The sequence below is a fragment of the Neoroseomonas oryzicola genome, from assembly GCF_012163135.1.
GTDB classification, from domain to species: Bacteria; Pseudomonadota; Alphaproteobacteria; order Acetobacterales; family Acetobacteraceae; genus Neoroseomonas; species Neoroseomonas oryzicola.
In genome coordinates this window covers 20,758-38,955 of record NZ_JAAVUP010000017.1, presented here as the reverse complement: position 1 = coordinate 38,955, position 18,198 = coordinate 20,758, and the positions used below count along the sequence as shown (strand labels likewise).

19 protein-coding genes are annotated in these 18,198 nt (G+C 69.0%); 11 read left to right on the top strand and 8 right to left on the bottom strand.

Annotation, left to right across the window (positions count from 1 at the left end; genetic code table 11):
- Positions 1–8: 8 nt before the first annotated feature.
- Both GWK15_RS23925 and GWK15_RS23920 read right to left on the bottom strand, forming a co-directional pair.
- Positions 9–2,084, bottom strand: coding sequence for a hydantoinase/oxoprolinase family protein (locus tag GWK15_RS23925; RefSeq protein WP_168043927.1), 2,076 nt, complete (start codon positions 2,082–2,084; stop codon positions 9–11).
- 47 nt (positions 2,085–2,131) lie between these two features.
- Positions 2,132–3,121 (bottom strand): tripartite tricarboxylate transporter substrate binding protein, encoded by a 990-nt coding sequence (locus GWK15_RS23920; RefSeq protein ID WP_168043926.1) that lies wholly within the window; start codon positions 3,119–3,121, stop codon positions 2,132–2,134.
- A gap of 210 nt (positions 3,122–3,331) precedes the next feature.
- Between GWK15_RS23920 and GWK15_RS23915 the strand changes: the two genes are divergently transcribed.
- The 7 genes from GWK15_RS23915 to GWK15_RS23890 all read left to right on the top strand — a co-directional run bounded on the left by GWK15_RS23915 (position 3,332) and on the right by GWK15_RS23890 (position 9,824).
- The gene (locus tag GWK15_RS23915; RefSeq protein ID WP_168043925.1) at positions 3,332–4,246 is read left to right on the top strand and encodes a LysR substrate-binding domain-containing protein; all 915 of its coding nucleotides are present in this window, start codon (positions 3,332–3,334) and stop codon (positions 4,244–4,246) included.
- Between the two features lie 19 nt (positions 4,247–4,265).
- On the top strand, positions 4,266–4,397 hold the full coding sequence (locus GWK15_RS26440) for a hypothetical protein (protein ID WP_272870092.1): 132 nt from the start codon (positions 4,266–4,268) through the stop codon (positions 4,395–4,397).
- 137 nt (positions 4,398–4,534) lie between these two features.
- Positions 4,535–5,893: an aspartate aminotransferase family protein gene (locus tag GWK15_RS23910; RefSeq protein ID WP_209442400.1), complete on the top strand. Its 1,359-nt coding sequence runs from the start codon at positions 4,535–4,537 to the stop codon at positions 5,891–5,893.
- Between the two features lie 66 nt (positions 5,894–5,959).
- Positions 5,960–7,045, top strand: coding sequence for an ABC transporter ATP-binding protein (locus GWK15_RS23905; RefSeq protein ID WP_209442399.1), 1,086 nt, complete (start codon positions 5,960–5,962; stop codon positions 7,043–7,045).
- 97 nt (positions 7,046–7,142) lie between these two features.
- Positions 7,143–8,180, top strand: coding sequence for an extracellular solute-binding protein (locus GWK15_RS23900; protein WP_168043924.1), 1,038 nt, complete (start codon positions 7,143–7,145; stop codon positions 8,178–8,180).
- Between the two features lie 28 nt (positions 8,181–8,208).
- Entirely contained in the window at positions 8,209–9,039 is an 831-nt protein-coding gene (locus tag GWK15_RS23895) for an ABC transporter permease (protein WP_168043923.1), read from the top strand.
- Complete coding sequence (locus GWK15_RS23890; RefSeq protein WP_168043922.1) at positions 9,036–9,824, top strand: ABC transporter permease subunit; 789 nt, start codon at positions 9,036–9,038, stop codon at positions 9,822–9,824. Before GWK15_RS23895 ends, GWK15_RS23890 begins: the two co-directional genes overlap by 4 nt.
- Positions 9,825–10,032: 208 nt before the next feature.
- Here GWK15_RS23890 and GWK15_RS23885 read toward each other — a convergent pair whose 3' ends face one another.
- Positions 10,033–10,347 (bottom strand): IS3 family transposase, encoded by a 315-nt coding sequence (locus GWK15_RS23885; protein WP_168043921.1) that lies wholly within the window; start codon positions 10,345–10,347, stop codon positions 10,033–10,035.
- 116 nt (positions 10,348–10,463) lie between these two features.
- Complete coding sequence (locus GWK15_RS23880; protein WP_168043920.1) at positions 10,464–10,742, bottom strand: transposase; 279 nt, start codon at positions 10,740–10,742, stop codon at positions 10,464–10,466.
- 186 nt (positions 10,743–10,928) lie between these two features.
- On the opposite strand from GWK15_RS23880, the gene GWK15_RS23875 reads away from it, so the two are divergent.
- Positions 10,929–12,548, top strand: coding sequence for a thiamine pyrophosphate-dependent enzyme (locus GWK15_RS23875; RefSeq protein ID WP_168043919.1), 1,620 nt, complete (start codon positions 10,929–10,931; stop codon positions 12,546–12,548).
- Positions 12,549–12,693: 145 nt separating this feature from the next.
- Here the strand turns inward: GWK15_RS23875 and GWK15_RS23870 are convergent, their stop codons facing one another.
- A complete protein-coding gene (locus tag GWK15_RS23870; protein WP_209442398.1) occupies positions 12,694–13,065 on the bottom strand; it encodes a VOC family protein in 372 nt (123 codons plus the stop codon).
- 138 nt (positions 13,066–13,203) lie between these two features.
- Positions 13,204–13,356, bottom strand: coding sequence for a hypothetical protein (locus tag GWK15_RS23865; protein ID WP_168043917.1), 153 nt, complete (start codon positions 13,354–13,356; stop codon positions 13,204–13,206).
- Positions 13,357–13,566: 210 nt separating this feature from the next.
- Here GWK15_RS23865 and GWK15_RS23860 point away from each other — a divergent pair, with 210 nt between their 5' ends.
- Positions 13,567–14,409 carry an alpha/beta fold hydrolase gene (locus GWK15_RS23860; RefSeq protein ID WP_168043916.1) on the top strand — a complete coding sequence of 281 codons (843 nt, stop codon included), beginning with the start codon at positions 13,567–13,569 and terminating at the stop codon, positions 14,407–14,409.
- A gap of 10 nt (positions 14,410–14,419) precedes the next feature.
- Here GWK15_RS23860 and GWK15_RS23855 read toward each other — a convergent pair whose 3' ends face one another.
- Positions 14,420–15,397 carry a Bug family tripartite tricarboxylate transporter substrate binding protein gene (locus GWK15_RS23855; protein ID WP_168043915.1) on the bottom strand — a complete coding sequence of 326 codons (978 nt, stop codon included), beginning with the start codon at positions 15,395–15,397 and terminating at the stop codon, positions 14,420–14,422.
- 163 nt (positions 15,398–15,560) lie between these two features.
- Between GWK15_RS23855 and GWK15_RS23850 the strand changes: the two genes are divergently transcribed.
- Positions 15,561–16,349: an SDR family oxidoreductase gene (locus GWK15_RS23850; RefSeq protein WP_168043914.1), complete on the top strand. Its 789-nt coding sequence runs from the start codon at positions 15,561–15,563 to the stop codon at positions 16,347–16,349.
- A 13-nt stretch (positions 16,350–16,362) separates the two neighbouring features.
- Positions 16,363–17,163: an alpha/beta fold hydrolase gene (locus tag GWK15_RS23845; protein ID WP_168043913.1), complete on the top strand. Its 801-nt coding sequence runs from the start codon at positions 16,363–16,365 to the stop codon at positions 17,161–17,163.
- Here GWK15_RS23845 and GWK15_RS23840 read toward each other — a convergent pair.
- Positions 17,160–18,041, bottom strand: coding sequence for a Bug family tripartite tricarboxylate transporter substrate binding protein (locus GWK15_RS23840; RefSeq protein ID WP_338147326.1), 882 nt, complete (start codon positions 18,039–18,041; stop codon positions 17,160–17,162). The genes GWK15_RS23845 and GWK15_RS23840 overlap by 4 nt on opposite strands.
- Positions 18,042–18,198 lie beyond the last annotated feature (157 nt).

Here is an 18,198-nt window from a genome sequence, read left to right as displayed (position 1 = left end):
GCACGTCCTCAGGCAACGCGCTCGGCGAGGATGGACCCGTCGGGCAGCACGTCGATGCGCGCGCCGGGGCCGACGATGAAGGTGCTCTCGTTCTCCTCGAATACCGCCGGGCCTTCGAGGCGCGTGCCTATGGGCAACGCGTAGCGATCATAGACCGGCGTCGCGACCGCGCCGCCGGCATCGGGGAAATGCACCTGACGCTCGCCTTTCCGCGCGACCTGCCCGCCGCCGAGACCATCGAGCTTCAGCATGCCGCCCGAACCCGGCATTGGGGCGGAGAGCGAGAGCCGCAGCGCGACGAACTGGGCGGTGGCGCCGGGCGGCGTGCGGCCGAACAGGATCCGGTAGGCGGCCTCGAAGGCTGCAAGCACCTCGTCGGCGACAAGGCGTTCCGGAAGCACGACCGTGATCTCGGAACCCTGGCCGACATAGCGCATGTCGGCGAGGCGCCTGACGTCGCGGCGCGAGAGGTCGGCGCCCGTCTCCCTCACGATGGCCGTCGCATCGGCCTCCAGCATGCCGAAGATGCGCCCGGCCTCCTCCCAGTCGGCTTCGGACAGGCGCGTGTTGAACGACGCGACACGGTCGATGCGCGCGGGCGCCATGAGCATCCCGATGGTGCTGCCGGCGCCCGCGCCGGGCGGACAGACCACGCGCTGCACGCCGAGCTTGCGCCCGACATGCCAGGCATGGACAGGCGCGGCCCCGCCGGTGGCCAGCAGCGCGTAGTCCTGCGGCACGCGTCCACGCTCGGCGATGGCGACGCGTGCGGCGCCGGCCATGTTCTCGTTGACCACGTCATGGATGCCGAAGGCGGCCCTGGCCGCGTCGAGGCCCAGCGCGCCTGCCAGCCCGCCGAGCGCCGCCGCCGCCTTGTCGGCATCGATCGCCATGGCGCCGCCGAGGAAGAAGTCGGCATTGAGGTACCCCAGCGCGAGGTCGCTGTCCGTGACCGTAGGCTCGTTGCCGCCGCGGCCGTAGCAGACCGGTCCTGGCTGTGCGCCGGCGCTCTCGGGCCCGACATGCAGCGTGCCGAGTTCGCTGCGGCGCGCGATCGATCCTCCGCCAGCGCCGATCTCGATCAGTTCCACCGTCGCGATCTGGATCGGCAGCCCGGAACCGCGCAGGAAGCGCTTGGTCCGCGCCGCCTCGAAGCCCCAGGCGACCAGAGGATCGCCGTCATCCACCAGCGCCAGCTTCGCTGTCGTGCCGCCCATGTCGAAGGCAAGCACGCGGTCGAGCCCCGCGTGCCGCCCGAACCACGCTCCGGCGAGCGCACCGGCCGCCGGGCCGCTCTCCAGCAACTGCACCGGCGCGCGCTTGGCCTCGGCCACGTGCGTCAGTCCGCCATTGGACAGCATCAGGAACAGCCCGCCGGGAATGCCCGCGTGCTTCAGCGCGGCCTCCAGCGTATCGAGGTAGGTTTGGGCGATCGGCCGCACATAGGCATTGGCCGCCGTCGTCACCATGCGCGGATACTCGCGGATCTCCGGTGCGAGATCGGACGATATGGAGACGGACAGGGCCGGGAAGCGCCGTGCGATCGCCTCGGCGGCGATGCGCTCATGCGCCGGGTTGGCGTAGGCGTGCAGGAAGCAGATGGCGAGGCTCGCCACCCCGCTGGCGACAAGGCCCTCCACCTCCCGAAGCGCCGCGTCCACGTCGAGGGGGCGTTCGACCGTGCCATCGGGCGCCATGCGCTCCAGGGCCGGGCGCCGCCAAGGGCGCGGCACGAGCGGCGCCGGCATCTCAAGGAAGATGTCGTAGAGCTCGTACTTCCGCTCGCGGCCGATCTCGAGGACGTCGGTGAAGCCATCTGTGGTCAACAGCCCAGTCGGCGCACCCTTCCGTTCGATCAGTGCATTGGTGAACAGGGTCGTGGCATGCACGACGCGGCCGATAGAGCCGGGCGCGATGCCGCCCTTCTCGAGCAGCCGCCGCAACCCGGTGATGGTCCCGCGGGAAGGGTCGTCGGGCGTCGTGCTTTCCTTCCAGATCACTGCCCGGCCGTCTGAGGGATCGAGAACGACCAGGTCGGTGAAGGTGCCGCCGATGTCGATGCCGAGCGAAAGCGAGGCAGCCATGATGCTCCTTGGGCGCAGAGAAGCCGGATGTCGTATGGAAGGCGGGGTCAGTCGCCGCGGATGTTGTTCGCCTCGACCACCTGGCGCCATCGGGCGCGGTCGCGCCGGATGCGTTCCTCGAAGGCCGGACCGCTCTCGCCGAGCGGGATCAGCCCGCGCTCGAGCAGCGTGCGGGCGGTCTGGGGATCGCGGACCACCGCCTCGAAGATGCCGGCGAGCCCTTCGCGCACATCGGCCGGCAGGCCGGCCGGGCCGGCAAGGCCGAACCAGTTGTTGATCTCGAGCGTGGGGAAGCGGACAGCCAGCGGCGCCAGTTCCGGCATCAGCGGGGTCGGCTCCTTCGCCGTGACGCCGAAGCCCTTGAGTTGCCCGCCCCGGATGCCGGGTGCGACTTCCGCGACATTGGCGACCATCATGTCGACGCGCCCCGCGCTAACGTCCAGCATCGCGGGCGCGCCGCCGCGATAGGAGATGTGGTTCAGCCTGACGCCCGCGGCATTGGCGAAAAGCAGGGCCCCGAGCTGGTTGATCGACCCGTTGCCCGAGGAGGCGAAGGTCGCCGCTCCGTCGCGTTGCCGGGCATAGGCGATCAGCCCGTCGATGTCGGTGAAGGGCGCGTCGGGCCGCACCACCAGCGCCATCGGCGTGCCGGCGAGCGCGGTGACCGGCGTCAGTTCGCGATCGAGGTCGATCGGGATCGGTATGCCGGGAATGGCGGGCGCCACACTCATCATGCCCATGATGGCGCTGGCGAGCGTGTAGCCGTCGGGTGCTGACCGTGCGGCGCCCTGCGCGGCGATGAACCCATAGGCGCCGCTGCGCACCTCCGGCACCGCGCTGATGCCGCGCACGCGCTGCATGCCCTCGGCGACGATGCGAACCAGAATGTCGACCGCGCCGCCAGGCGGGTAGCCGACGAGGATCCGGATCGGCTGCTGCGGGGTCCAGGTCGCACGGGCCGCGGCGAAGGGTGCCGCGGCAGCCGCGGCGCCGCCCAGAAGCATGCGGCGGCGAGGGAGACGGAACGAGTCGGTCATGATGCCTCCTGATCTAGCCGTCCAGGGCAGCGTTCCCGTGCCGCCGGGTTGGTCCCCGGCGATGATGCGCGGCGCCGTTCATGCGCCGTGTGCATGGGGCAGGCTGCGCCTGCTCCACGCAAGGTCCAGTTTTCGTGCCGTTGCCTGGGGCTGGCAACCGTTACTCCCTCATGCCTTCATGACGATCCGGAATGAAGTCGGAGGCCGCCGATGCGCCGCCATACCCCGCCGACCGCGGCGCTTCAGGCCTTCGAAGCCTGCGCGCGGCATCTGTCCGTTTCCCGTGCGGCCGACGAACTGCATCTCACGCAGAGCGCCGTCAGCCGCCAGGTCGCGGGCCTCGAGGCGATCCTGGGCGTGCGGCTGTTCCAGCGCGTACGCCAGCGGCTGGTCCTGACGGCGGCGGCAGCAGCCTATGCGCCGCAGGTGCGCGCGGCGCTGTCGCGCATCGAGGCGGCGACGCTCGAGCTGCTGGCGCATCAGGGCGCCGACGGCACGCTGACCATCGCGGTGCAGCCCACCTTCGGGACGCGATGGCTGGTGCCCAGGATGCCGCGCTTCCACGCGGCCCATCGCCGCATCGTCGTGAACTACCAGAACTATACGACGCGGCCGACACCGCTCGATTTCGCAGCCGAGGACGTGGATGCCGCCATCATGCTGGATGCCGGACCGCGCCCGGGCATCGCGAGCCATCGCCTCGTCGCGGACCGCAGGATCCCAGTGTGCGCGCCCGCGCTGATCATGGACCGTCGGCTCGACGTCGTGGCAGACCTTGCGCGGCACACGCTGCTGCAGCATTCGACCCAGCCGCGCGCATGGACGGAATGGCTGGCAATGGTCGGGGCGACCGGCGTCGACGGGTTACGAGGCCCCAAGTTCCATCACCACGCCATGGTCGCCGCGGCGGCCGTGAATGGCCTGGGCGTGGCCCTGATGCCCTCCTTCATGGTCGCCGAGGAACTCGCGCGCGGCAGTCTCATCGCCCCGTTCGAGCACGCTCTGGATACCGGTGCGGCCTACGTCCTGGCCTATCCAGAAGCCTCGACCGACATGCCCGCGCTGAGGGCCTTTCGCGATTGGCTCCTCGCGGAGATCGCTGGAGAGGGTGAGTCGCGCCGGTGAGTGGCGGTCGTCCCGGCAGATGCCCGAGGCGCGCGGGCCCTTGATCTCCTCCGCGATCTGGCGCGGCATGGTCGCGTTGACGCTGCCGGTTGGCGAGGCCGAGTGCACGCACAACATCGCCGCGCTCGAGGAATCCTGCGAAGCGCGCTGAGAATTCTGTGTCGAGGCGTAGCTCATGAGCGGCGCGATAGCGAGGAGCGGGCGCGATGGGCCGAGGCCCCGTGGCTTGACGATGCGGCGTCCACTTTGCTGCAGTGACCCTCCGCGTGAGTGACCTGGGGGGTCGGGATGAGCATGCCTGTCGCTTCGCGAGAGCGTTCCTCGAACGCCACCTCCGGCCTGCAGGGGTCGGCGCATGCCTTCGAGCGCGCCAAGCGCGTCGTGCCCGGCGGCAGCATGCGCCAGGCCACCTGGTTCGCGCCGCATCCGCCGTACGCCGCACGCGGCGAAGGCTGCTGGATCGAAGATCTCGACGGACGGCGCATCCTCGATTGCGCCAACAACTTCTTCTCGCTGATCCACGGGCACGCCTTTCCCCCGGTGGTCGAGGCGCTGCGCGCCGTGGTGGGCAGCGGCACGGCGTTCGGATTGCCGACGGAGCACGAGACGCGGCTCGCCGAGGCGATCAGGAGCCGGGCGCCCCGCTGCGAGCAGATTCGCTTCTGCAATTCGGGCACGGAAGCCGTGATGTTCGCCGTGAAGGCGGCGCGAGCGCTGACCGGTCGCCCGGCCATCGCGAAGATGGAAGGCGCCTATCATGGCGCCTACGATCATCTCGAGGTGAGCCTCGCCTCCGATACCTCGAACTGGGACGGTCCGGATGGCGACCCGGCGGCGGTGCCCTATGCGCGCGGCACGCCGCCGGCGGTGGTCGCGGATACGGTCGTGCTGCCCTATGCCGATCCTGCCCGCTGCGCCGTCATCCTGGAGCGCGAGGGCGCGCGCCTGGCTGCCGTGGTGCTCGATACGCTCACCTCGAAGGCCGGCATGGTGCCGCCGCCGCAGGGCACGCTGGATGCCATCCGCACCGCGTGTCGCCGCCACGGCATCATGCTGATCTGCGATGAGGTCATCGGCTTCCGCCTGGCGCATGCGGGCGCGCACACGCTGTTTGGGCTCGAGCCCGACCTGATCGCGCTCGGCAAGATCATCGGCGGCGGTCTGCCGGTCGGGGCCGTGGCGGGTCCGGCCGATCGCATGGCGGTCTTCGACCACACACGCGGGACACCCGCGGTCGCGCATGGCGGCACCTTCAGCGCCAATCCGCTCACCATGGTGGCGGGGCTCGCGACGCTGGAGGCGTTCGACGCGGCCGCGGTGGATCGGCTCGGGCGGCTCGGTGACACGCTGCGCGCGCGGATCAACGCCGCCTTCGCTGCGGCGGGCATGCCGGCGCAGGTCACGGGGCTCGGCTCGCTGTTCCGTCTGCACCTCACGGCAGCGCCCATCCGCGACTATCGCTCAAGCTACCCGACGGCGCAGGCAAAGCGCGCGATCGCAGCGATCCACCTCGCCATGCTGGACCGCGGGATCCTGATGACGCCGAACTGCTCCGGCGCGTTGTCCACACCAAAGGGGGCGGCGGAGATCGACCTCATCGCGACCGCCTTGGTGGAGGAGACAGAGCGTGTGCTGCCCACCGCCTAGCGCGACCGGCGCCTCAGGTGGACAGGCGGGCGCATCGCGCCGATCATCCTGCTTCACGGCACGCAGATGGGAGGCGCGGCAAGGCCCTTGAGTTCCATCCACCTGCACTCCGTCTCCAAGCATTATGGCGCGGTGGCCGCCGTCGACGACGTCTCGCTCGACGTCGCGCAGGGCGAATTCGTGACGATTCTCGGCCCCAGCGGCTCCGGCAAGACGACCATCCTCACCATGATCGCCGGCCTGAACCACCCGAGCGGCGGCTCGATCCATATCGGTGGCCGCGACGTGACGGCGCTGCCAGCATCCCAGCGCAACATCGGCCTGGTTTTCCAAAGCTACGCCCTGTTTCCGCACATGAACGTCTTCGACAACGTCGCCTTTCCGCTGTCCGTGCGGAAGTTCGGCGCCAGGGAGACGCGGGAGCGCGTGGAGGAAGCCCTGGCACGCGTCCGGCTCGAAGGATTCGAGCGGCGCAAGCCAAGCCAGTTGTCCGGCGGCCAGCAGCAGCGGGTCGCTCTCGCCCGCGCCATCGTCTTCAAGCCGGACATCCTGCTGCTGGACGAACCGCTCGGCGCGCTCGACCGCAAGCTGCGCGAGGAGGTGCAGGTCGAGCTGCGCCGCCTCCAGCGATCGCTCGGCATCACCACCATCCTCGTCACCCACGATCAGGAGGAGGCGCTGTCGCTGTCGGACCGCATCATGGTGCTCGACCACGGACGCGTGCAGCAGATCGCCGCACCGCAGGAGGCTTATCTGCGGCCGAGCAACCGCTTCGTCGCGGACTTCCTCGGCACGGCGAACTTCCTCGAAGGCCGCATCGGCTCCGGTTCCCGGTCGATCCTGCTCGGCAGCGGCCAGGCCATCCCCTGCGGTCCATCCGCGCTGCCCGAAGGCGCGCGCGTCACCGCCATCCTGCGGCCTGAGCGCCTTGCGCTGGCGCCTCACGGCCCGGACGGCATGTTGGCGGCGACGGTCAGCGAGGCCGTCTACCTTGGGCAGTCCGTGCGCTACCACGTCGAGACACCGAGCGGCCCGATGGTTGCGGTCGCACCTGGCGGACGGGGCGGCTTTGCCGCCGGCGCGCAGGTGTCCGTTTCCTGGCAGGCGGAAGATGTATGGATCATCCCGGACGACGGTTCGACGCCCGGATGAGGATGCCGTCACGCCCTCGGACGTGTCGGCGATCCGCCGTGTGGGGCACTGCCCTTCGCGGCGCTGCCACTGAGGACCGGCCAAGGGAGGCATGGACATGACCAACAGGCGGACACTCTTGAAGGCCACGGCCTTTGCGGCCTTGCCAGGCGGGCTTGCCCTGCCGGGCATCGCCCGGGCCCAGGCGCAGGTGCGGGAAATCCGCATGGTCGAGGCCGGCGGCCTTTCCGGGGATTCCATCGAGGCGGGCTACATCCGGCCATTCACGGCGCGGACGAACATCCGCGTGGTGAGGGAGAACCCGAATCCGCTCGGCAAGCTGCGCGCCATGGTGGAATCGCGCAGTATCACCGCGGTGCTGTTCGAACTCGGCAGCCTGTCAACCGCGATCGCGCAAGCGGCGGGGCTGATCGAGCCGCTCGACTGGGCGGCGATCAATCCGGACCCGATGTTCGACGAGGCGAAGCTGCCGCATGCTTTCGGATACCAGTACTATTCGACCCTGATGGCCTGGCGGTCGGACGCCAAGCCGCTGAGCAGCTGGGCGGAGTTCTGGGATGTGCGGAACTTCCCGGGAAAGCGCACGCTGCCGGACAATGTCACGCTCGCGGTGCCGATGGCGCTGCTGGCCGATGGCGTGACGCCTGCGCAGTTGTATCCGCTCGACCTCAACCGCGCCTTCCGCAAGCTCAATCAGATCAAGGGAAGCGTCTCGGTCTGGTGGGGCGCCGGCGCGCAGCCGCCGCAGCTGCTGAAGGACAACGAGGTGCAGTACGCCGCCTCCTATTCCGGCCGCGTGGCAGGGCAGGCGGGCATCAACCTGACCTATGCGCAGGGCCTGCTGGACCTCGCCTACTTCGTCGTGCCGAAGGGGGCCAACCCGGCCGAGAAGGCCGCGGCGATGGGCCTGCTGCACGAGATGTCGGTTGCCCGCAACCAGGCAACGGCGGCGGAGGTCATCCCCTACACCGGCGCGAGCCCGACGCTCGACCAGCTGCTGCCGCAGGCGCGCCTCAACGAGTTCCCGACCACGCGCGCGAACAAGGACGTGCAGGTGTTCGGCAACCCGGCCTGGTGGGCGCAGAACCGCGACGCAGCAGAGCGGCGCTGGCAGGAATTCAAGCTCGGACTCTGACCGGCGCGGGCAGGAGAGGGGCGAGGGCATGGCAACCATCCGGCGGTTCCCGGCCGAGTTCGGCTATGTCCTGCCTCTCCTGCTGCTCATGCTGGCGGTCTTCATCCTGCCGATCGCGCTGATGCTGGCGCGCAGTGTCACGCAGCCCGAATGGACTATCGAGCACTACCAGAACCTGATCGAAACCTCTGTCTATCTCCGCGTTCTCGGCCGCACGCTGCGGATCGCGGTGATCACGACCATCGTCTGCGCCGTTCTTGGCTACCCGTTGGCCTATTGGATGCGGGGCCTGTCACCGCAGCGGCAGGTCGTTGCGACCGCGCTGGTAGTGCTGCCGTTCTGGATCAGCATCCTGGTGCGCACCTATGCCTGGATCGTCGTGCTCGGCAATGCGGGGGTGGTGAACCGCATCCTGCTTGACCTCGGCCTGGTCGGGGCGCCGGTCGCATTTCTCTACAACGAACTCGGCGTGATCATCGGCACGACGAATGTGCTGCTGCCGTTCCTGGTATTGCCGCTCTTCGCCGCCATGGTCAGGATCGACGACCGGCTGCTGCATGCGGCGGAATCGCTGGGCGCGAGCCGAAGGACGGTGTTCCGGCGCGTCTTCTTCCCCCTGAGTCTCCCGGCTTTGGCGGCGGGTTCGATCCTGGTCTTCATCCTCACCTTCGGATTCTTCATCACCCCGGCGATACTCGGCGGCGGACGCGTGCCGATGGTGGCGAACGCGCTGGACCTGCTGATCAACCAGTTCGCCCGCTGGGAGACGGCCGCCGCGTTGTCCACCGTGCTCCTGGTCGTGACGCTGGCCTGCTTCGCCGTGTCCCGCTGGGTGGGCGCCCGGGGGGCGACGTCGTGAGCCGTATCCTGCTGGCGACGAGCAGCGTGCTCGTGCTCGCCTTCCTCTGCCTGCCGGCGCTGATCGTCATCCCGATGTCGTTCTCGAGCGCCAGCTCGCTCGAGTTTCCGCCGCCCGGCTTCTCGCTGCGCTGGTACGAATCCTTCCTCGGCGACCCGCGCTGGCTGCTCGCGCTGCAGAACTCGGTCGTTGTCGCGCTGCTCTCGAGCACGATCGCTCTGCTGGTCGGCAGTGTTGCCGCCTACGGCCTGGTGCGCGGAACCTTCCGCGGCCGGGCGCTGATCGAAGGCGTATTCATCGCGCCGCTGGTGGTGCCGAGCGTGATCATCGCCGTCGCGCTCTACATATTCTTCGCGCAGATCGGCCTGCTCGGCACGATGACGGGCCTCGTGATCGGGCACACCGTGCTCGGGGTGCCCTATGTCATCCTGGTGATGTCGGTCGCCATCGGTTCCTTCGACCACAGGATCGAACAGGTGGCGCTCAGCCTTGGTGCCTCGACCTCCATGATGTTCCGCCGCGTGCTGTTGCCGAACCTGCTGCCAAGCGTCTTCGCGGCCTGGATCTTCGCTCTCATAGCCAGCTTCGACGAAGTGATCGTCACGCACTTCATCGCCGGGCGGCACGACACCGTTCCAAAGCGCATGTTCAATGAACTGGTATTGCAGGTGAATCCGACCATCACCGCTATCGCGACGCTGCTGATCGCGCTCAGCGTCGTTGCCATCGGGATCATCGTGCTTCTCCTGCGGCGCGGCGGCGTGCGGATGCAGTCGCTGACCTAGGCTCGAACTGTGGAGCCTGCGCCTGTTCGGTCAGGTGAACATGCGTGACGCGAACGCCGTTCGCCTTGGATGTCGAACCGCATTCGACGATGGACAGGTGGCTGCTTCCTGTGTGGCGCAGCGTGTACGATGCCTGCGGCAGGACCGAGACACGCTCGGCGCCGCGCCGTGGTCACGTCCTGGCGCCGAGCGTGGCCGCCTGGGCGCATCAAACGATCCAGGTACCGTCGACATGCATCATGGTGGCCCGGCCGCCCGTCCAGGGCGCCGGGTTTGCGGCGTATCGGCGGATGGCCGCGAGGAACATCAGCGCTGACCGCGTCAGACGGCTACGGCAACACAGCTTCGGTTGCTGCCGCGGCACCGTCAGCCCCGCGCGCCGCCAGAAGCACTCCACGCGCTTGGCATTCACCCGCCAGCCCTCCACCCGCAGTAGCGCCGTGATGCGGCGGTAGCCATAGCGGACATACTCCGCCGCCAGCGACAGCACCGCATCGGTCAGCGCGACCACATCGGCTCTCACTGCCCGCGCCTTGCGCTGCGTCGATTGCGGTTGGCCCGGCGCGCAGCAAGCTCGGCGCCCGAAGACACCGAGCACCGACTACACGTGCCGCACGCTGGCCTGGCGGCGCTCAGGGCCTAGAAGTTTCCCTCCGCGGCTTCCTTCGGGATCTGCTTGTCCAGCGTCAGTGCTGCCAATGCCCGATTCAGCCGCGCGTTCTCGCGTTTCGGATCCTTCAGCCGGCGCGCCTGGTCGAGCTTCGAGCCGCCATACTCGGCTCGCCAGCGATAAAGGCGCGCCTCCGAGATACCAAGCCCGCGGCAGATCTCCCCCACCGCCCGGCCCTGCGCCAGCTCCACTTCAGCTTGCCGCGGCGGCCTGATGATCTGCTCCGCCGTGTGTCGCTTCTTCGGCATCCCCGCCTCCTTCCAAATTGACCTACGCCCCAAGAAGCAGTGCGCCATCGGTGTAGCCCGGTGCCCGCGCGGTCCTGTCCACGGCCGGCATCATGGCCTCGCAGGGCGGTGTTTCGAACGGAGCGTCTCTTGGCGTAGCGGCCGTTCGGTGGTCGGATCGCACGATAGGCAAGAGGGGGAACCGAGATGCCGCGCATGACCGGCGGAGATGCCATCGTCGATGGCCTGCTTCGCCATGGGATCGATACCGTCTTCGGCCTGCCTGGCGTGCAGATGTACGGGCTATTCGACGCCTTCGCCCGCAACGCGAACCGCATCCGCGTCATTAATGCACGACACGAGCAAACTACCGCCTACATGGCCATGGGCTATGCCTGCGCGACCGGGCGTCCGGCGGTGTATTCGGTGGTGCCGGGGCCGGGCGTGCTGAACACCACCGCCGCGCTCTCGACCGCCTGGAGCGTGAATTCGCCGGTGCTGTGCCTAACGGGCCAGGTTCCCTCGACCATGATCGGCCGGCTGCGCGGGCAGCTGCACGAACTGCCGGACCAGCTCGCGACGCTGCGCACGCTGGTGCGCCACGCGGAACGCATCGAGGACCCGACCGAGGCGCCGCGCAAGGTCGCGGAGGCCTTCCAGTCCATGATGTCTGGCCGGCACAGCCCGGCGGCGCTCGAGATACCGCTCGACCAGCTGCCCGCGATCGCCGAGGTCACGCCTGTCGATCCGCTGCCGCCGCGCGCCAATCCGGTTCCCGATCCCGAGAAGATCGCGCGCCTCGCCGCGATGATGAACGCCGCGAAGAACCCGATGATCTGGATCGGTGGCGGCGCGATCGACGCCGGGGCCGAGATCCGCGCGCTGGCGGAGAAGACCGGCGCGCCGGTGGTGCGCTTTCGCAGCGCGCGCGGCGTGCTGGATGACCGGCATCCGTTGAGCGTCACCGTGCCCGCCGCCTACAAGCTGTGGGCCGAGACGGACCTGCTGGTCGCCTTCGGATCGCGGCTCGAGGTGTCGACGGCGCGCTGGGGAAAGCTGCCGGCGGACCTGAAGATCGCGCGCATCGACATCGACCCGGCCGAGATGCGGCGACTGACGGTCGATCTTCCGATCGTCGCCGACGCCGCCGACGCCATGCGCGCCCTGACGGCGGCTGTCGAACCGCGTGCCGACGCCGCCCGCGCCGAGGCCATCGCCCGCGCGAAGGCCACGGTCGCCGAGGAGATCAAGGCGGTGCAGCCGCAGATGTCCTTCCTCTCGGCGATCCGCGAGGCGCTGCCGGAAGATGGCATTCTCTGCGACGACATGACGCAGGTGGGCTACGTCTCATGGTTCGGCATGCCATTCCACCATCCGCGCACGGGCATCAGCTCCGGCTTCTCGGGCAATCTCGGCGCCGGCTTTCCGACCGCGCTCGGCATCAAGGTCGCGCATCCCGACAAGGCCGTCGTCGCGGTCTGCGGCGATGGCGGCTTCCTGTTCGCCGGCGCCGACCTGGCGACGGCGGTGCGCTACGGCATCAACCTGGTGACGGTGGTGTTCAACAACGGAGCCTATGGCAACGTGCTGCGCGACCAGCAGCGGCTGTTCGACGGCCGGCATTCGGGCGCCGAGCTGACCAATCCGAACTTCCAGACCTTCGCCAAATCCTTCGGCGTGCGGTCCTGGCGCGTGCGAGACGGCGAAGGGCTCCGCAATGCGGTGCGCGATGCGCTGGCGGCAAATGCGCCCTGCCTGATCGAGGTGATGACCGATATCACCCAGGAGACATCGCCCTTCCGCTTCATCTCGCCGTTGAGGGGCTGACGCGGCGGGGGAGTCGAGGATCGGGGTGCGAACCGTACGGGCCAGCGACGTTGCCCGACGGCGCCCGCCCGCCCTCAGGCGGTATGCACGGCGAAGCCAGCATCAGGAGGCGCCATCGACGTCCAGCACGAAGGCTCCCCTGAGCTCAGTCGCCCCGACGCCGCTCCGCCGGGTTCACGCAGTAGATCGCGACCTTGTTGCCCAGGGGGTCGCGGAGATAGGCGACATAGAAGCGGTCGCTGTACTCGGCCCGGAAGCCTGGCGCTCCCTCGTCGGGGCCGCCGGCCTCGAGGCCAGCTGCGTGAAGGTTTCGGACCATCTCGTGCGCGTTGGCCTGGAAGGCCATCATGGAGCCGTTGCCGACGGTCGCCTCCTCCCCGTCGTACGGCTTCCTCACGTAGACCGCGCCGGGGCCACTGCTACGGCCCGTCTCTTCCGGCAACGTGAATGCGACCCCCAGTGATCCTTCCTCCTTCTGGTAGCCGAGCGGGACCACCCAGGGGCTTCGGTCACACATGTCGTCGTAATGCCGGAGATCCCTGAGGTATGGAGGCATTCTCTGCTATGCTGTTAGAAACGTTACTGTTCTCTTCGGGTCCCCGACGCGTACAAGGCATTCTAAGTCGGCCATTCCGGCCGAGCCCGTGCTGGCGACTCAGGGCTGGCCCAGCCGCAGGCTGTCGCCCGCGGCGTTGTCGAGGAGATCGAGGACCCCGAACGCGGGATCATCCTTACGCTGGCACTGCCGCTGCGGCTGGAAGGAACGCCGGGCACTCTGCGGCACCGCGCAACGGATCTTGGCGAGCATGGCGACAAGTCTCGGCGCTGGCTCGGCGCCTAGGCACAGCTTCCGATGACCGCCGACGACCGGGCGCACGGATTGCGGCGAGCAGAACCACCCTTGTGTGGCCCTCTTACCCCATGCTCATGGGCATGCGGACAGTCGAATTGCATGCGAGGACTCACTCAGCCGGCCCAGGCGCGATAGCGTCGCTGCAGAAATGTAGAGGAACGCCCCATGCCGATGATCGCACGCCCAGGCCGGCCGACGCTGCACGTCGCCATTCACGACCATACTGACCCATGGCGCGACGCACCCTGGCTTGTCCTCCAGCATGGCTACGGCCGTTCGGGCATCTTCTGGCGGTCCTGGATCCCCTACCTGTCGCGCTTCTACCGCGTTGCCTGCCCGGACCTGCGCGGGCTCGGGCAGTCGCCCCTCGCCTTCGACCCACATCAGGGTATTCATGTCGACGGCTTCCTCGAGGACCTGGTCACGGTCATGGACCATCTCGGCGGCGGGGCACCGGTGCATTACTGCGGGGAGTCCCTGGGCGGCATCCTCGGCATCGTGATGGGCGCCACCATCCCCGAGCGTCTACGAAGCCTCACGCTGCTCGCCGCGCCAGTGACGATCCCTCGGGCAACGCAGGAAGCTTTTGCCTGCGGGCATGACTCCTGGCAGGACGCCTTGCGCATCATGGGCAGCAAGGGATGGTCCGAGGCCGTGAACGTCGCGACACGCTTCCCGCCCGAGGCCGACCCCGCCCTGGTGCGCTGGTACGCGGAGGAGATGGGCAAGTCGGATGTCGAAGTACTGATCGCGCTCTCGCGCGTCGCGGCGAGGGTGGACGTGTCATCCTACCTGCCGCAGGTGAAGGTGCCGACCCTGGGCCTCTATCCCACAGCAGGCGTGGTGACCGGGCATGAGGAAGCGCAGATCCGCGCGAGCATCCCGGGCATCCGCGTCATCAACCTGCCCACGCGCTTCCACGCGATCCAGGTGCTGATGCCGGGCGCCTGCGCGACATCCCTTCTGCACTTCTGCGGTGAAGTGGACGGCGTCTCCAACCGCGAGTGACGCCCCGGGGTCAGTCCTGCCGGATGTTGAGCCGCTGGATGAGTGCGCCCCAGCTTTCGAGTTCGTCCCGCATGAGCGTGGCCAGGGCCTCTGGACCAAGGTCGCGCGTCTCGAGGGATTGGGCGGCAAATCGGTCCTTCACGACGGGCAGCGCCACCACACGTCGGAGATCGGTATCGATTTTCGCCACGACCGGCGCCGGAATACCAGCCGGGCCGAGAACCGCATACCAGGTCCCGGCGTCGAAGCCCGGATAGCCGGACTCGGCGAGGGTCGGTATCTCCGGCAGAGCCGCGGCGCGCGCTGCGCCCGTCGTGGCGAGGGCACGCAGGCGACCGGCCTGCACGGCCGGCACGGCCAGCACCGGATTGTGGAACATCGCTTGCACCTGCCCCGCGAGCAGCGCGGTATGTGCCGGCGCCGCCCCCTGGAAGGGGACATGCGTGAATTCGAGCCCGGCGCGGATGCGGAAGAGCTCCGCCGTGAGATGGGTGGGCGTGCCAACGCCGGCAGAGGTGACGGTGACCTGGCCGGGATTGGCGCGCATCAGCGCCTCCAGATCCCGGAGGTTCATCGCCGGCACCGAGGGATGCACGACGACGACAAGGCTGTAGTAGGCGACCTGCGTGATCGGCGTGAAGTCCTGAATCGGGTCGAAGGCCAGGCGGCGGTAGAGCGCGGCGCCCTGAACATGAGACGACGCGGCGAGCAGCAGGGTGTGTCCGTCCGGCACGGCTTTGGCGACGATATCCGCGCCGATATTGCCACCGGCACCGCCGCGGTTGTCGATGACGACCGGCTGCCCCCAGATTTCCGCAAGCCTCTCGCCAAGGATGCGCCCGATCGCATCCGCGGGACCGCCTGGCGGGAATGGCACCACCAAGCGCACGGGTCGTGTCGGCCATGCCTGCGCGCGCACGGGGGCGGCGGCCAGCGTGGCCGCGAGGGCTAACGCGCTGCGACGGCCCAAGGGAAGGTTGGCGGTCATGGCGTCTCTGTCTCCCTCGCGCCGGTGCCTTCGGCGGGCCCGGTCGTCACAGGCAACGGTAGGTCCGCGATGCCACCGCGGCAATGCACCTGATTGACAGCGCCCTCATACCGCGCGGGAGTGTCGCCGGATCACGAATTTTGGGGGGGTGGGGGAAACGATCATGGAGCTCGGTCTCAGGGGAAAGACTGCCGTCGTCACCGGCGGCTCGCTCGGCATCGGGCGCGCCATCGCAAGAGAGTTGGCCCAGGAAGGCGTGTCGGTGGTCATCGTCGCGCGCGACACGGCGCGGCTCGAGGCGGCGGCGGCGGATATCGCCCGCGAGACCAACGCCCGCTGCATCCCCGTGCCTGCGGACCTGACCGATGCCGTGCAGCTCGACGCCGCGATAGCCAAGGCCCAGGCGGCGCTCGGGCAGGTGGACATCCTGGTAAACAATGCCGGCGCGACGCCGATGGGACGCATCGGCGACACGCCGGACGAGACCTGGATGAAGTCCATCAATCTCAAGCTGATGGGCTACATGCGCTGCGCGCGAATCCTGACACCGCCGATGCGCCAGCGGAAATGGGGGCGCGTCATCAACATCATTGGCCGATCCGGCCACCAGCCTCGACCGAACTACATCACCGGCAGCGCGGTGAATGCCTCGCTGCTGTCCTTTACCCTGGCCCTGGCCGCCGAGTGCGCGCCGGACAACGTGCTCGTCACTGGCGTCAATCCTGGCCCCATCGCGACGCCACGCTGGGAGACGGTCGTGGCGCAAGGTGCGGCTGACATGGGCCGGAGTGCAGGCCAGGAGAACGCCGCAGCGATCGCGACCGTGGCGCTCGGCCGGCTCGGCACGCCGGAGGAATGCTCCGGCCTCGTCGCCTTCCTCTGCTCCGACCGCGCGGGCTTCATCACTGGCACGAACATCGATATCGATGGCGGCGGAACGCGCTGTATCTGAGGAACCAAGCCGCATGCCGATGATCGAGACTACGCCGGGGATCCGGGTCCATGTCAGCCTGGACGACTTCACCGACCCCTGGGTGCAGGCGCCGACCGTGCTCATGATCCACGGCTTGGCCGAGTGCGGAGAGGCGTTCCGCGCCTTCGTCCCGGCCTTATCGCGCCGTGCGCGCGTCGCGCGTCTTGACCTGCGGGGCTATGGCGCAAGCCCTTCTTTGCCGGCCGATCACCCCTGGCGATTCGATGCGTTGGTCGACGACGTTGTCAGGGTCATCGCCTCGCTGGGCTTGGCAAAGGTCCACCTCGTCGGGGGCAAGATCGGCGGGACCATCGCGCTTGCCGTTGCGGCGCGGCATCCTGCGCTGGTGGATCGACTCGCCGTGCTCGGCGCCCCAGCATCACTGCGGGACATGATCAGCCGGACGCCGTCGTGGCGGACGCAGATTGCCCAGGAAGGCGTGCTCGCCTGGGTGCGCGCGACCAATGCGGGCCGAATGGGCAGCCGAATGACCCCCGAACAGCTCGAATGGTGGGCGCAGATGATGGGGCGCACCGCCGCCTCGACGCTGGAAGGCTTCCTGCAGATGGTGCCGGGCGTCGACGTGACGGCGGAAGTCGATCGCATCGTCGCGCCGACGCTCGTCGTCACCACGACGGGCAGCGGCCTTGGCTCCGTCGACACCGTCCGCGCCTGGCAGGAGCGCATACCGCGGTCGCGCCTCGTTGTGCTGGAGAATGACAGCTACCACGTCGCCGCCTCGGACCCGGACGAGACGGCGGCGCTGGTGCGGGACTTCCTGTTCGCCTCCTAGTCCGCGCGCGCGCCGGAGGCGCGCACGACCTGACCCCAGCGCTCGCGCTCGGCGGCGACGAAGCGTGCAAAGCCCTCGGCGTCGAGCGTACCGGGCTCGGCACCGGCGCCGGCGAGCCGCTCGCGGAGCGCGGGTTCGGCCAAGGCGGCCAGCACCGCGGCGTTGATCCGCGTGACCAGCGTCGGCGGCGTGCCGCCCGGCGCGGCCATGCCGAACCAGGACGAAGCCTCGAAGCCCGGCAGGCCGGCTTCGGCCATGGTCGGCAGATCGGGCATCGCCGCCGCACGTTGCGCTCCGGCGACGGCCAGTGCGCGCACGCGTCCCTCGCGCACCTGCGGCAGAACGCCGGGCATGTTGTCGAAGTACAACTGCAGGCGACCGGCGATCAGGTCCGTCATGGCCGGCGCTGCGCCGCGGTAGGGCACGTGCACGATGTCGATGCTGGCCATGCTCTTCAGCAACTCGCCCGCGAGGTGATTGGTCCCGCCGATCGATGATGAGCCGAAGGAGAGTCGCCCCGGCTCGCGCCGCGCCATGGCGATGAGATCGCCCAGGCTGCGCGCCGAACTGTCGGCCGGCACGATCAGCACGATCGGCACCGCGGCGACGAGCGCGACGGGCATCAGGTCCCGCTCCGGGCTGAAGGGCATGCTGCGGTAGAGGTGTTCGTTGATGACGAGGGCCGGCGGCGCGCTGACGAGCAGCGTATGGCCGTCCGGGGCGGCCTTCGCGACAACGTCCGCGCCAATGTTGCCGCCCGCGCCGCCGCGATTCTCCACGAGAAAGGGCTGGCCGAGACGGTCGCGCAGCGCCTCCGCGAGGAACCGCGCCACGATGTCGTTCGACCCGCCTGGCGGGAAGGGGACGACGACGCGCACGGGTCGCTCAGGCCAAGCAGGCTGAGCCATCGCGCGCATCCCCAGCAGGGCAAGCGCCCCACTCAGCATCCAACGCCTCCGGATCCCGGTCATTCTTGTCCTCTCTGCCGCGTTTCGATGTGTCTGGCACGTGAGCCTGTCGCGACATTGCCCGGAC